We start from the raw sequence: 14,099 nt of genomic DNA, 5'->3' as shown, positions 1-14,099 counted from the left end.
AAGGGCGCCTTCGGGGCATTCCACACAGCCACGCGCCAGCGTGCCGTTGAAAGGTGGTGGCCGGGCCGGCCGGCGGGAGGCTCGAATCTTCCCCGCGCGACTGTCTCCCTTGCGGCCAGTTGGGTGGCGGCACTACCAGCGGTCAGCGCCACGGGACATCGTCGAAGACGGCGGCCCAGTAGTACGGCAGCGCCTCGCCGAGCGTGATCCACGCCGGATCGCCGCGATCGCCACCCTCGCCGCGATCACCACCGTCGCCGTGGTCATCACCGTCGCCGCGATCACCACCGGGTTGCGGTACCGCGACGCGGACGTCGGGCCCGTGCCAGGCGAGCCGCTCCCGGCACACCCCGCAGGGACTGAGGACGACGAACCGGCCCGGCGCCTCCCTGGCCAGGCACACCGACGCGACGATCGTCCTGCCGAGCCGGAACGCCGCCGCGAACGGCTCGGTCTCGTGGCAGATCTCCACGCTGGGAGTGACGACGTCCGGAGCGGTGCCGGTGACGATCACGCCGTCGTCGAGGAGCATGGCGGCCGCCCCGCGTTCGACGTCGCCGGGAAAGCGGGCCTCGATCAGCTCACGGCAGGCCGACACCGTCGCGGCCAGGCCTTCCGGGGTTGCGATGGCCGGAGTCGGGCTCATCCGCCGGACCCTACGTCAGGGCATTCGGCGCCGGGCATCGTGACCGACGCGGGGCGTCGCGACGTCGGTGTCACCCACCTCCACACGGGACCCGACCCGGCGATACCACCGGCAACCTCGCTGACCTGCGGAAAGGCGAGCCCCGCCCGCGGTGCGGCCGAGCGGGCGAAAATTCCAGGAGAAAATTTCCCCGGGCTTGTCGATTTCCGTGAGCGCCCGCTCGACCTAGGTGGGAAGCTCCACCAAGGGAGCTTCACCGGCGAAGGAGCAAACAATGAAGTTCATGCTGATCATGCGGGCAACCGACGAGACCCTCGCGGCCTACGAGAACGTCGATTTCAACGAAGTGATCGAGGTGATGGGCCGCTTCAACGAGGAGATGGTCAACGCCGGGGTCATGGTCGGTGGCGAGGGCCTCGACCCCCAGGACCCGGGCGTGGTCGTCGACTACTCCGGCGAGACCCCGGTCGTCACCGACGGCCCGTACGGCGAGACCAAGGAGCTGTTCAACGGCTTCTGGATGCTCGAGGTCGCCTCCAAGGAAGAGGCCGTCGAATGGGCCAAGCGTGCCCCGCTGCAGGGACCCGGCAGCAAGATGGAGATCCGCCGCGTGACCGAGGTCGACGAGTTCCCGCAGGACAACGAGTGGATCCAGAAGGAGAAGGGCTGGCGGGAACAGCTCGGCACGGCGTGAGCGCAGCAGCCGAGACCGTCGCGGCCCGGCGCAGGGTCGAGGCGTTGTGGCGGATCGAGTCGGCGCGGATCGTCGGTGCGCTCGCGCGCTACACCGGCGATCTCGCGCTGGCCGAGGACGTGGCGCAGGAAGCCCTCGCCGAGGCACTGGTGAACTGGCCTCGCGAGGGCGTCCCGCGTGACCCGGTGGCATGGCTGCTGACGACGGGCAGGCGGCGGGCGATCGACGTGTTCCGCAGACGGTCGGCACTGGACGAACGCCTGCCGCAGCTGGACTCCGGATCCACCCCGGAACGGCCCGACGACACCGACGACGACGTCCTCACGTTGATGTTCACCGCGTGCCATCCCGTGCTCTCACGGGAGGCGCAGGTCGCGCTGACGCTGCGCGTCGTCGGCGGCCTGACGAGCGACGAGATCGCGCGGGCGTTCCTCGTCTCGACGGCCACCGTGCAGGCGCGCATCACCCGCGCGAAGAAGTCCCTCGGCGCGGCCGGCGCGGGGTTCGAAGCGCCGCGGGACGACGAACTCGGAGCACGGCTCGCGTCGGTGCTGAGCGTGGTCTACCTGATCTTCACCGAGGGATCGTCGGCGAGTTCGGGCAATGCGCTGATCCGGTTCGACCTGGCAGGCGAAGCACGGCGGCTGGCAAGGGTGCTGGCCCGGTTGATGCCGGGCGAGAACGAGACCCACGGACTGCTGGCGCTGCTGGAACTCACGTCGGCACGGTTCCCCGCGCGGACCGGCTCCGACGGCGAACCCGTACTGCTCGAGGACCAGGACCGGCGGTTGTGGGACCGCTCGGCGATCCGGAGGGGAAGGGCGGCGTTGCGGTCCGCCGAGCGGATCGGACGCGGGCTCGGCTATTACGGCCTGCAGGCGGCGATCGCCGAATGCCACGCGGTCGCCCGGACGGTGGCGGAAACCGACTGGGAACGGATCGTCGCGCTGTACGAGGGGTTGGGAACGCTGGCGCCCTCACCCGTCGTGGAACTGAACCGCGCGGTGGCGGTGTCGATGGCCAGCGGCCCCGGCGAGGCGCTGCCGCTGGTGGACGCCGTCACCGGTGATCTCCCGGATTCCCACCAGGTGGCGGGTGTGCGCGGTGAACTGTTGCGCCGCCTCGGCCGCACCGCCGAGGCACGCGCCGAGCTGGAACGCGCCGTGTCGCTGTGCGGCAACGACCGCGAACGCACCGTCCTGACCCGCAAGCTCGCCGCCCTCGACTGAACGATGCGCATGTCCTGCGCCCGCCCGTCGCCCGGCCACCACCCCTCATCGACACGCTGCAGCGCGGCTGCACCCTCGCGCGTGTCCTGCACTCAGCCACGCGTGTCCTGCACTCAGCCACCGCGTGTTCTGCACTCAGCCACCGCGTGTTCTGCACTCCGGCGCGCGTGTTGCGGTTTCCGGGACCGTGTTGTGTTTTCCCGTCGCCCGGTCGCCACCCTCGACCGCGCGATGCGGCGCGACGAGCCCTCGCGGGTTCCGCAGGAGTCAGAACGGCGCGTGTTCGACGCGTTCGTTGACGTCGCCGATGTGCTGCGAGCCCACGTACCTGCCCGGAAGGTAGCGCTGCAGTGCCTCGTGGGCCCGTAGCGCCGATTCGGACCGCCCGCCGACCCGCACCTGGTACACGTGACCGTCGCGGGCGAGGCGGTGGGCCTCCGCCAGCCCTGCGGGCGTCGCGTGCGGATCGAGGTGCAGTTCGAGTGCGGTCAGCACGGCACCTTCGCGGCGCCGGCCTCGCCGGGAGTACACGAGCTGGGCCGTACGCAGCTCGGCCGATCGCACGTCGGTCCAGTCCACGCGCAGCCGTTCCCCCTGCCCACCCGAGTACTCCACGCCCGTCGGAGTCAACGCCAGCCTCGCCGGTTTGAGTGCACGCCGCAGCCTGCGCATCGACGGCAAACCACCCAGGAACGTCAGCAGGCCGAGGAGTATCGGGATGAGCCGCAGCATCGTCGAGTCGTCGGTGGGCCACAGTCCGGCACCGACGAAGACACCGCCGAACACGACCGCCGCCAGTGTCCACGCCGTGGCGCGTCGGATCTCCTCACCGGGCGGTCTCGTGTCGATCAGCCAGCCGTCCTGCACCCGATCAGGGTAACGACGGTGACCGTGACATCGGCCGGGCCACATCGCGTGGCTCACCCGTCCGGCGGCCGGCAGTTCCGACGCGATACGGAAACGGGCACGTCGGCACCGTGTCGTCGGGGGCAGAGTGTCGTCGGGGGGGGCGGAGTGCCGGAGGCGCTCCTCCTTCACCCTGCCCTGCTGACGCGGTGAAACCGTCGCGATCAGCACCCGGACGGGAACGGTCCACACGGGACTGATCGCGACGGCCGGCCGATCCGGGGCTTCGCACCACAGCGACCGCCCGGTACCTCATCCGCAGAACACCGGCCGACCGGAGATTTGTCGATAAGCCGGTAGGCTGACAACCTCGGTACGTTTACCGCGGGCGCCGCCGGGGTAGGGCACCGGCCGCGCAAAGATCGGAAAGACTCTCGCCTGAGAATCGCGCGGACTCGGCCCCGTATTACAGCTTTGACCTGCGACTTTTTCCACATTTGTGAGCTGGCGTCGACCGAGCGGAACGTGGCACATTCGTGGGTGCGTTGGGCCACGTCCCCCAGCGCCGAGGGGCTCACCCGGCAACCGATAACTCGCGAGTGCGGCAGCGTTGTGCGCCGACGGATGGGCCTCCTCGCCAAATGGGACGGCGAGCGCGGTACAGAAAGGAGGTGTCAAAGGATGCGAGTGATCTACACCGCGATTCGTCGCTACGTCGCCGAGCTGAACCGGATGCAGGACGTCGGCCGTGGCCTCTCCACGTACAGGGGAGAGAGGGCCGGCCGCTGACCATCACCGGTAGTCCCAGTTGGTTGTTTCCGGTCCGGCGTTCACACGCCGCGGTCGAACACCGGACCGTCCTAGTCTTTTCGGGTTGAAAGATCGGCATGCCCACAGGGGCATGCCGATCTTCTCGTTTCGGAACTCTTCCCACCGCGTGTGCGGCACCGCGGACGCAAGCGACGACCCCGGCCCGCCCACGCGAGCCGAGGCCACGCGCGACGTCAGTGGACGGCCTCTCGTTTCGTACGCAGCTGGGTGGTGACGGCGAGCGTGGTCATCACGGCGATCACGGCGAGCCCGACGGCGATCGGCGGAACGGAATGTCCGAGGACCAGCCCGAGAATGCCGACCACGACGAGGACCGTCGCAGCCAGATACCGCTCCCGGGCCACCGCTCCGGTGCGCGAACGCAGGAACAGGATGTTGCCCGCCAGATAGATGAGCGGCCCGCCGACCGTGGTCAGCACCAGCGCCGGGTCGGTGTGTTCGTGCGTGATCCGCAGTTCGATGGACACCGCGACGACGATGGCACCCGCGACCATCAGCGCGTGGGCGTATGCGAAGGCCGACCGCAACGCGCTGGTGCTCGCGTCGCCCTGGCTGGCCTGCGTGTCGTGGCCCGCGAGCGCGAAGTACGCCCACCACATGACGAACAGCCCGATGAACCCGAACAGCGACGCCAGCACGGCACGCGTCGTGATCGGGTCCATGCCGTACAGCGTGTTGCCCATGATCAGGATCGACTCGCCGAGCGCGATGATGAACACGAGCCGATTGCGTTCGGCCAGATGCGCGGCGTCGGTCGGCCAGGTGTGCATGGGTGCCGAACCGAGGCCGGGGAAACGGAACTCGAACCGCGGCCCCGAGACGTCGATCAGCAGCGCGACGGCCCAGACGATCAGCCTCGGCACCGGGTCGAGGAACGCGCCCACGAGGAACAGCACCCCGGCAGACGCGCTCCACGCGAGCAGGTTCGTGTAGTTCTTCGCGAGGATGTGACCCCGCATCGCCACGGCCATGAATGTAGGCCTGATGACCTGCGCGGCGACATAACATCCCGCGAACAGCAGACCGTCCTCGGCGAACGCATGTGGGAGGGCCAGCGCCATGCCGAGCGCGGCGAGCATCAACACCCCGTTGAGCACACGCACGAGACCGCTGCGCGGGTCGAGCCAGTTCATCGCCCATGCGGAGTAGTTCCACGCCCACCACACGGCGCCGAACAGCACTGCGACCTCGGCGAATCCGAACCACGTGAGGTGGTCGAGCAGCGTGTGTGAGACCTGGATGATCGTGAACACGTACACCAGGTCGAAGAACAACTCGATCGGAGCGACCTCCGACCGTTCCCGCCCTTCCGGCCGCAACAGCTTCGGCGGTGTCGCCTGCGACGTCACGGGGAACCCTCCAGATGGCCGACTCTGATCACGGACGCTCGGATTGTAGGCGTCGTTACTCCACTAGGCCGTTCGGATGGTCCTCGCGTCCCTGAAGCTCGTGAGCCGAACGACCGGGTGGCAGCGACTCGCCTCGGAATGTGGTCGGACCCCGACTCGGTGCACAGGCACGTGTGGGAGCCGATGTGACATGCCGAGGTGGTTCGAGTGGAAGTGCTGTTCGGATTCTTCATAATGGCGTCGTTCGTGGTCGCGATCATGGCCCTGTTCCGGCGCAGCCCGGTCCGCCGGTGGTACGCCTCTCGACAGCATCCGGGCCGGGCCGTGGTCGTGACACTCGTGATGTGGCTGATCGCGGTCGTGGCCCTGGTACCGAAAGGACCAGCCGTGGACACGGCCACGACGGCCGACGCGCCGTCGACCTCGGCCACTCCCTCCCCGCGTCCGCCGGCCAGCACCCCGGGCACGACTCCGGCCGAGTCCCCACCCACGACCACACCGAGCGCCGACACGACCGCGCCCACGACGCGGCAAGCCTCCACTCCGGACGGCGTGCCACGCGATGCGCAACGGGTTCGAGTGGAACGCGTCGTCGACGGCGACACTCTCGAAGCCGCCGCCGTCTCGTCGGGCACGGTACTGTCCGGCACGGCTCAGGTCGACGTTCGCCTGCTGGAGATCGACGCCCCCGAGACGAAGCACCCTTCCGAACCCGAGCAGTGTTATGGGCGCGAAGCCACCGAGAAGCTGCTCGAGCTCGCGCCTCCGGACAGCACGGTCTGGGTACAGCGCGATGAGGAGCTCCGCGACCGGCACGGCCGGTACCTGCTGTACGTCTGGAACGACACCGGCGTCTTCGTCAACCGGGCGATGGTGACCGAGGGCTTCGCACAGCCGGACCTGTACAAACCCAACGACAAGCACTGGGAAACGATCAGCGCCGCAGGCGGCCAGGCACGATCGGTGGCAGCCGGATTGTGGTCGGCGTGCGAGTCGTTCGGCGCACCGGAGAGCACGCCGCCGGCGTCGACGTCAGTGCCGACTCAGGAGCCGGCACCGGAGCCGTGGACCGAGCCGCAACCGCCGCAGGAACCCGAGCAACCCGGTACCGGCCCCGCCTCGGAACCGGCACCTGAACCGGACGGCGTCGTCAGCTACCCGTACCCGCCCGACAAGGACTGCGGCGAGATCGAGGAGAGCAACTTCCAGGTCCAGGAGGGTGATCCGCACAGGTTCGACGACGACGGCGACGGCATCGGCTGCGAAGGCTGACGACCGCCGGCGGCGACCGGCCGAGCCGCCGTCACCCGGCAGCGCACGTCACCCGGCAGCGCACGTCACCCGGCAGCGCACGTCAACGGACTCGGCGAGTGAGCGCGACCGCCGCGGCACGAGTAAGGGCGATGGACGGGCACAGCCGTGCGCCGGCGCGGTGTCGGAGGTGCGGGTCCGAACGCAGGACACGCGGTGCCGAACGCAGAACACGCGGGTCTGGGTGCAGGACACGCGGTGCCGAGCGCAGAACACGCGGGTCAGGGGTGCAGGTGCCGCCTCGCCGTTCGGTGGGCTTCCACCACACCTGCGCCCGCGTCGAGGTCGGCGGGGGAGGGTGTGAGGGTCGTGCCGTCGTCGTGGGCGCGCCAGCTCGGCGGTTCGGCCCCGCCCCGCAGCGCCCACGCAGCCTGCCGCGCCGCGCCGACGGCGACGTGCTCCATCTCCGGCGGGACGACGACCCCCACACCGAACACCCCGGGCGCGATCGCCCGCACGGCTGCCGACCGCGACGCGCCACCCGTGAGCAGCACTCGCCGCACCGTCACGCCGTGTTCGCGTAGCGCGTCGAGGCCTGCGGCGAGTCCGCACAGCATCCCTTCGACGGCGGCGCGCGCCACGTTGGCCGGCGTCATATTGGCCCGCCGCAGGCCGACGAGCGAGCCCGTCGCGTCGGGCAGGTTGGGCGTCCGCTCCCCGTCCAGGTAGGGCAGCAGCGTCAGCCCGTCGGCGCCGGGCGAGGCCGACAGGGCCAGCTTGTCGAGGCCTTCGAGGTCGGTGCCGAGCATCGCCGCGGTGGAAGTGAGTACGCGCGCGGCGTTGAGCGTGCAGGCCAGCGGCAGGTACCGGCCGGTGGCGTCGGCGAACCCGGCGACCACGCCGGAACCGTCGGCGACCGGTTTCTCGGACACACCGAACACCGTTCCGCTCGTGCCGAGTGACACGGCCACGTCCCCGTCGGCGAGTTCGAGTGCAAGGCCCGCGGCCATGTTGTCGCCCGTACCCGCGGCGACGAGCACACCGTCGGCGGTGCGTCCGGCCGCCTCGGCCGGTCCCAGCACCGCCGGCAGCCCTACCTCCCTGCCGAACGCCTTGACCAGCAGGTCCTTGCGGTACGCGCCGTCGACCGCAGAGTAGTAACCGGTGCCGGAAGCGTCCCCGCGGTCGGTCGTCGGCTCGCCGCGCCGGTCGAGCAGCCGCCAGGTCAGCCAGTCGTGCGGCAGCAGCACCCGCGCGACGCGCTTCGCCGCGGCCGGCTCGTGCTCGGCCAGCCACCGCATCTTGGTCACCGTGAAGCTGGCCAGCGGCACGGAGCCGACGGCGTCCGCCCACGCTTGGCCACCGCCGAGTTCCGCCACGAGGTCGTCGGCGGCGCCCGCGGAGCGGACGTCGTTCCACAGCAGCGCGTCACGCACCACGTCGCCGTCGTCGTCGACGGTCACCATGCCGTGCTGCTGGCCCGCGACCGCGATCGCCGCGACGTCGTCGAGCAGACCGTCACCCGCGGTGCGCAGTGCCGACCACCATTCGGCGGGGTCGACCTCCGTGGCGTCCGGGTGCGCGGCCTGCCCGGTCCGCACCACCCGTCCACTCGCTGCCTCGCACACGACGACCTTGGTGGACTGTGTCGACGAATCCACCCCGGCTACAAGCTCGTTCACTGTGTCAGGCGCCCCTTTGCTCCTGCTCCCGGCGCGGCCCGCCGGACGGTCCGATCCGTGACCCGGCGGCCGTCACCGCCCGGAGCCGTTCATTCCGCGCCGATGCGCAGACCGGACTCCGGGTCGAAGACGTGTACCTCACCAGTGTCCCGCAACGCCACCCGCACCGCCTCACCGAGCCTCGGCGGGGTGCGGCCGTCCGCGCGGACGACGACCTTGTCGGCACGGCCGGCGAGGGTGCCGTGCACGTAGGCGTCGGCGCCGAGCTCCTCGACCAGCTCCACCCGGAGGTCGAAACCGTCCTCGGCCTCGCCGACGAGGGACAGCGATTCCGGCCGGATCCCGACCGTGACCTCGCCCGGCTCGACGCGCACCGGCAGCTGCACCTTCAACTCGCCGAGCTTCACCCCGTCGCCGTCGACCGGCAACGTCAACTGGTTCATGGCAGGCGAGCCGATGAACCCGGCGACGAACACGTTCCGCGGCGTGTCGTACAGCTCGCGAGGGGACGCGCACTGTTGCAGCACACCGTCGCGCAGCACCGCCACCCGGTCGCCCATCGTCATGGCCTCGACCTGGTCATGGGTCACGTAGATCGTCGTGGTGCCGAGCCGTCGCTGCAGGGCGGCGATGTTGGCGCGCGTCTCCACGCGGAGTTTGGCGTCCAGATTGGACAGCGGTTCGTCCATCAGGAACACGCTCGGCTCCCGGACGATGGCCCTGCCCATCGCCACCCGTTGCCGCTGGCCGCCGGAAAGGGCCTTCGGTTTGCGATCGAGATACTTCGTCAGGTCGAGCAACTCGGCGGCCTCCTCGACCTTCGCATTGACCTCCGACTTGGCCATACCGCGCAGTTTCAGCGAGAACGCCATGTTCTCCCGCACGCTCATGTGCGGGTACAGCGCATACGACTGGAACACCATCGCGATGTCGCGGTCCTTCGGCGGAAGGTGCGTGACGTCGCGGTCGCCGATCGAGATCGACCCCTCGTCGACGTCCTCCAGCCCGGCGGCCATGCGCAGCGCCGTCGACTTGCCGGAACCGGAAGGGCCGACGAGCACGAGGAACTCGCCGTCGCCGATGCACAGATCCAGACCGTCGACGGCCCGCACGGAGTGCGCACCCGGGTAGACGCGGGATGCACCGGCATATGCCACTTGCGCCATCGATGACTCCTTTACTTGACCGCGCCCATGGAGAGGCCGCGTACCAGGTGGTTCTGTGCGATCCAGCCGACGATCATCACCGGCAGCGAGGCGAGCAGCGCCGCGGCGGACAACTGCGCCCAGAACAGGCCCTCGCTGGTGATGAACCCGACCAGGAACACCGGCACCGTGCCGGCCTGAGCGGCCGTCAGGTTGACCGCGTAGAAGAACTCGGTCCACGAGAAGATCACGCAGATCAGCGCCGTCGCCGCGATTCCCGGCGCCACGACGGGAAGAATCACCCGGTACAGCACCGTGGGCAGCTTCGCGCCGTCCACCCTGGCCGCCTCGATCATCTCCGTCGGCACCTCGAGGAAGAACGAGCGCATCATCCACACCGCGAGCGGCAGGTTCATACCCGCGTACAGCACGATCAGCGCCCACACGTTGTCGAGCAGTCCGAGGTTCTGCGAGATGATGTACAGCGGGATGATCGCCGCGACGATCGGCAGCATCTTCGTCGACAGGAAGAAACCGAGCGCGTTCGACGTCTGTTTGACCGGCGCGAGCGACAGCGCGTACGCCGCGGGAACGCCGAGCAGCAGCACGAGCGCGGTGGACAGCACCGTCACGAACGCCGAGTTCGCCAGGTAGGGCAGGAATCCCCGGTCGAGGATCGTCGTGAACTGTTCGAGTGTCGGCGTGAACGCGAACGTCGGCGGATCGGTGGCGGCGTCGACCTCGTGTTTGAACGAGGTGACGACCATCCAGATCACGGGGAACACGAACAACAGCGCGACGAGCCAGGTGAACCCGGTCAACGCGCCCCGGCCGAGCCGGTTCGTTCTCGCAGTCATGTCACTTCACCCCACGCGAGACGTCGAAGGCCCGGAACATGAGCCGCAGCGCGAAGGTCGCCACGATCAGCGTCATCGCCACGACGACCACGCCCATGGCCGAGGACTGGCCGACGTCGAATCCCTCGAACGCCCGCTGGTAGATGTAGTACGGCAGGTTGGTGCTGGCCGTGCCGGGGCCGCCCTGGGTCATCAGGTAGATCGCGTCGAAGCTGTTGACGATGTAGATCGCGCCCAGCAGCACCGCGAGCTGCAGGTACCGCGACAGCTGGGGCAGCGTGATGGACACGAACGTCCGCCAGCGGCCCGCGCCGTCGACCTGCGCAGCCTCCAGCACCTCGCGCGACTGCGCCTGCAGGCCCGCCAGGATCAGCAGCATCATGAACGGCGTCCACTGCCACACGATCTGCGCCATCACCGCGGCCAGCGGATAGTCCGACAGCCATTCCACCTCGATGCCGAAGGCCCAGTTGAGCAGGCCGTAGCTCGGGTCGAACATCGTCGTCTTCCACAGCAGCGCACCGGCCGCGGGCAGGATGAGGAACGGCGTGATCAGCAGTGTCCGCACGATGCCGCGGCCGAGGAACTTGCGGTCCAGCAGCAGCGCCAGCCCCAGGCCGAGCAGCATCGCCACGAACACGCACACGACGGTCAGCGTCACCGTGTTGCCGAGTGCCTGCAGGAACACCGAGTCGGTGAACACGTCGACGTAGTTGTCGAACCCGACGAAGTGCTGCGATCCGGGGCGGACCATGTTCCACGACTGGAACGAGTAGAACACCGTGACCAGGAAGGGAACCTGCGTCACCGCGATCGTGAACAGCAGCGCGGGCAGCAGCGGAGCGCGGCGTTTCCACGCGGCGGACCGCTCGCGGGTCCTGGTTCGCGTGGCAGGCGGCTCCGACGACTGGGGCGCCTCGACGAGGGTGGTCATCGCTCACCTCCCGCCACGGTGTGTTTCGGTGTCATTCTCCGCTCTCCTGATACGACTTGCCGACCGTCACCGCGTACTCGTGTGCCTGCTGAAGGGCTTCCTCCGGGGTCTTCTGCCCTGCGATCGCGGCCGATAGCTGCTGCGACACCCGCGTGCCGAGGTCCTGGAACTCGGGGATGCTCAGGAACTGGATCCCCTCGTACGGCACGGGTTTCGTCATCGTGTGCTGCTGGTCGGCCACGCTGATGGCGTCCAACGTGGGCTGTGCGTAGGCTTCCGCGGCCTTCCGGTACTGCGGGATGTCGTACGTGGAGTTCCGGGATCCGGTGGGCACGCGGTTCCACCCGAACTCGTCGCCGACGGCCTGCACGAACTCCTTGCCGGTCATCCAGCGGAGGAACTCCCACGCCGTGTCCTTGTTCTCCGTGACCTTCGGAATGGCGAGCGACCACGTGTACAGCCAGCCACCCGCCTCGGTTTGCTGCCGCGGCGCGGGCGCGTATCCCGACTCGCCGACGACCTCGCTGCTCTGCGGGTCCTCGTTGGTGCCGGCCATGACGGTCGCGTCGTACCACATGGCGGCCTGGCCACGGCCGTATCGGTTGCCGCACTCCTGGAACCCCGCCGAGGAGGCGCCGACCTCGCCGTGGTTGCGCACCAGGTCGATGTAGAAGTTCCATGCCTCGCGGAACTCCGGCGAGTCGAGCTTCGCGTTCCAGTTCTCGTCGTACCAGCGGCCGCCGAAGGTGTTGACGACCGTGTTGAACGGCGCGAGGCTCTCGCCCCACCCGGGCTTGCCGCGCAGGCAGATGCCCGCGATGCCGTGCTCCGGGTCGTGCAGGCGCTTCGCGAAACCGCGGATCTGCTCCCATGTCGGGTTGGCGGGCATCTCCAGCCCCGCCTTCGCGAACAGATCCTCGCGATAGGCGACGAAGGACGATTCGCCGTAGAACGGGACGGCGTACATGTCGCCCTGATGCGAGAGTGCTTCCCGGATGCTCGGGATGAAGTCGCCGGCGTCGTAGCTCGGGTCGGCGTCGATGCGCGGCTGCAGGTTCTCCAGCCAGCCGTTCTCGGCCCACTGCGGCGTCTCGTAGTTGCTGATCATCACGGCGTCGAACTCGCCGCCCTCGTTGGCGACCGACGCGGTGATCTTCGCGCGTGCCTGGTTCTCCGGCAGCTGCACGAACTTCAGCTGCACACCGGGGTGCTCAGCCTCGAAGCGGTGCGAGAGCGCGACGGCGTCCTCCATCTGCGGGTTCGACACGATCGCGATGACCAACGTCTCGCCGCCTGCGCCGAGTGCGCCCGCGCCCGCGCACCCTGCTGCGGGCAGCACGGCGGTCAGCAGAATCCCCAACCGTGCGAGGAATCCGCGTCGCCGTGGCCTCGGCCTACGCATCGGCCGCCCCCGGCAGCACCTGTGTCTTCAGCCCCTGACCGCTGCGCATGAGCTGCAGCGCGTCGCCGAACTGCTCCAGCGGCAGGCTCTCGGTGAGTAGCGAGGACGTGTCGATCGCCCCGGTGGCCACGAGGTTCAGCGCCGCGCCGTAGCTGTGCAGCACCGCCATCGAGCCCACGATGGTGATCTCGTCGTTGTAGATGCGGAACGGCGACAGCGACACGCGCGCCTCCTCGGGTGCGACCCCGAACACGAGGAGACGGCCGCCGCGGCGCAGCGAGTCGAACGCGGCCTCGATCGCGGGGACGGCACCGGTGCAGTCCACCGCGGCGTCGAACTTCTCGTCGCCGAGTTCGGAGACGTCCGCGACCGCGACCTCGGCACCGAGTTCGCGCGGCCTGCCGAGCCGTTCGGTGTTGCGGTCGACCATCGTGACGGCCGCACCCGCTCGTTGCAGCAGCTGCTGCATGATCAGGCCCATCGTGCCAGCCCCCAGCACGAGGAACCGTTCACCTGCCTCGACGCCGATGCGCCGCACGCCGTGGACCGCACACGACACCGGTTCGACGAGCGCGCCCTCCTGGTACGTCATCCCCTCGGGCATGCGGTAGCACGTGGCGGCGGGCACGGCGACGTACTCGGCGAAGGCGCCGTCGACGGTGTCGCCGGTGGCGCCCCAGTTGGCGCACAGGTTGCCGTGGCCCGCGCGACACGGACCGCAGTGGCCGCAGAACAGCGACGGGTCGACGGCCACGCGGTCGCCGACGGAGAACCCGCCGGGCGCGTTGGCTCCGACCTCGACGATCCGGCCTGCGAATTCGTGACCGGGGACGATGGGGTACGGCGTCGGCGGGAAGTGCCCGTCGGCAATGTGCAGGTCGGTACCGCAGATGCCGCACGCGCCCACGGCCACGACGACGTCGTGGTCGGCCGGCTTGGGGTCTGGGACGTCGCCGACGCGTACCGAGCCCGGCGTATCGATGATCGCGGCCCGCATGAGGCGCCACCCTCCTGATGCTCACTCGGGCAGTGCCGGCCCGGTTCCTCCGGCCTCCACGACCTGTCCGATGTCACCTCGGTGGCATCCGCTGCGACGTCGGAGCGGCCGATCAGGGTCAACCCGAGCCGAGTTGGCGCTCACTTGAGCGCCGCTGCTCACTACCTGAACATTGACTGACAGCTGCATTGAATGCTTCGGCTCGATGTGAAGTCAACGTTTCCAGGCAAAGTTCG

At 69.3% G+C, this 14,099-nt stretch carries 12 protein-coding genes; 3 read left to right on the top strand and 9 right to left on the bottom strand.

Annotated features, from left to right (window positions below; genetic code table 11):
* Window positions 1–142 precede the first annotated feature (142 nt).
* A complete protein-coding gene (locus FB384_RS10060; RefSeq protein ID WP_183781909.1) occupies window positions 143–646 on the bottom strand; it encodes a cytidine/deoxycytidylate deaminase family protein in 504 nt (167 codons plus the stop codon).
* Between the two features lie 274 nt (window positions 647–920).
* On the opposite strand from FB384_RS10060, the gene FB384_RS10055 reads away from it, so the two are divergent.
* A complete protein-coding gene (locus tag FB384_RS10055; protein ID WP_183781906.1) occupies window positions 921–1,340 on the top strand; it encodes a YciI family protein in 420 nt (139 codons plus the stop codon).
* Entirely contained in the window at window positions 1,337–2,569 is a 1,233-nt protein-coding gene (locus FB384_RS10050; RefSeq protein WP_183781903.1) for an RNA polymerase sigma factor, read from the top strand. The genes FB384_RS10055 and FB384_RS10050 overlap by 4 nt, the downstream gene beginning before the upstream one ends.
* A 267-nt stretch (window positions 2,570–2,836) precedes the next feature.
* Here the strand turns inward: FB384_RS10050 and FB384_RS10045 are convergent, their stop codons facing one another.
* On the bottom strand, window positions 2,837–3,436 hold the full coding sequence (locus FB384_RS10045) for a hypothetical protein (RefSeq protein WP_183781900.1): 600 nt from the start codon (window positions 3,434–3,436) through the stop codon (window positions 2,837–2,839).
* Between the two features lie 983 nt (window positions 3,437–4,419).
* Window positions 4,420–5,595: a low temperature requirement protein A gene (locus FB384_RS10040; protein ID WP_183781897.1), complete on the bottom strand. Its 1,176-nt coding sequence runs from the start codon at window positions 5,593–5,595 to the stop codon at window positions 4,420–4,422.
* A 207-nt stretch (window positions 5,596–5,802) separates the two neighbouring features.
* Here FB384_RS10040 and FB384_RS10035 point away from each other — a divergent pair, with 207 nt between their 5' ends.
* Complete coding sequence (locus tag FB384_RS10035; protein ID WP_183781894.1) at window positions 5,803–6,867, top strand: thermonuclease family protein; 1,065 nt, start codon at window positions 5,803–5,805, stop codon at window positions 6,865–6,867.
* 260 nt (window positions 6,868–7,127) lie between these two features.
* Here FB384_RS10035 and xylB read toward each other — a convergent pair whose 3' ends face one another.
* From xylB to FB384_RS10005, 6 genes are all read right to left on the bottom strand, one after another.
* Complete coding sequence (gene xylB, locus FB384_RS10030) at window positions 7,128–8,528, bottom strand: xylulokinase (RefSeq protein ID WP_183781891.1); 1,401 nt, start codon at window positions 8,526–8,528, stop codon at window positions 7,128–7,130.
* Between the two features lie 89 nt (window positions 8,529–8,617).
* A complete protein-coding gene (locus FB384_RS10025) occupies window positions 8,618–9,694 on the bottom strand; it encodes an ABC transporter ATP-binding protein (protein ID WP_183781888.1) in 1,077 nt (358 codons plus the stop codon).
* A gap of 11 nt (window positions 9,695–9,705) precedes the next feature.
* Window positions 9,706–10,530 (bottom strand): carbohydrate ABC transporter permease, encoded by an 825-nt coding sequence (locus tag FB384_RS10020; RefSeq protein WP_183781885.1) that lies wholly within the window; start codon window positions 10,528–10,530, stop codon window positions 9,706–9,708.
* 1 nt (window position 10,531) lies between these two features.
* The gene (locus FB384_RS10015) at window positions 10,532–11,464 is read right to left on the bottom strand and encodes a carbohydrate ABC transporter permease (RefSeq protein WP_183781882.1); all 933 of its coding nucleotides are present in this window, start codon (window positions 11,462–11,464) and stop codon (window positions 10,532–10,534) included.
* 31 nt (window positions 11,465–11,495) lie between these two features.
* Window positions 11,496–12,866: an ABC transporter substrate-binding protein gene (locus tag FB384_RS10010; protein WP_183781879.1), complete on the bottom strand. Its 1,371-nt coding sequence runs from the start codon at window positions 12,864–12,866 to the stop codon at window positions 11,496–11,498.
* Complete coding sequence (locus FB384_RS10005; protein ID WP_183781877.1) at window positions 12,859–13,863, bottom strand: zinc-dependent alcohol dehydrogenase family protein; 1,005 nt, start codon at window positions 13,861–13,863, stop codon at window positions 12,859–12,861. Before FB384_RS10005 ends, FB384_RS10010 begins: the two co-directional genes overlap by 8 nt.
* Window positions 13,864–14,099: the final 236 nt, after the last annotated feature.

Source organism: Prauserella sediminis, from assembly GCF_014195435.1.
GTDB classification, from domain to species: domain Bacteria; phylum Actinomycetota; class Actinomycetes; order Mycobacteriales; family Pseudonocardiaceae; genus Prauserella; species Prauserella salsuginis.
Note: the sequence above shows the minus strand (reverse complement) of the source record. Positions and strands in the feature narration are given on the sequence as shown.

Coding starts and splice junctions, on each gene's coding strand:
- FB384_RS10060 (WP_183781909.1), bottom strand. CDS start 646: ATGAGCCCGACTCCGGCCATCGCAACCCCGGAAGGCCTGGCCGCGACG.
- FB384_RS10005 (WP_183781877.1), bottom strand. CDS start 13,863: ATGCGGGCCGCGATCATCGATACGCCGGGCTCGGTACGCGTCGGCGAC.
- FB384_RS10055 (WP_183781906.1), top strand. CDS start 921: ATGAAGTTCATGCTGATCATGCGGGCAACCGACGAGACCCTCGCGGCC.
- FB384_RS10020 (WP_183781885.1), bottom strand. CDS start 10,530: ATGACTGCGAGAACGAACCGGCTCGGCCGGGGCGCGTTGACCGGGTTC.
- FB384_RS10015 (WP_183781882.1), bottom strand. CDS start 11,464: ATGACCACCCTCGTCGAGGCGCCCCAGTCGTCGGAGCCGCCTGCCACG.
- FB384_RS10025 (WP_183781888.1), bottom strand. CDS start 9,694: ATGGCGCAAGTGGCATATGCCGGTGCATCCCGCGTCTACCCGGGTGCG.
- FB384_RS10010 (WP_183781879.1), bottom strand. CDS start 12,866: ATGCGTAGGCCGAGGCCACGGCGACGCGGATTCCTCGCACGGTTGGGG.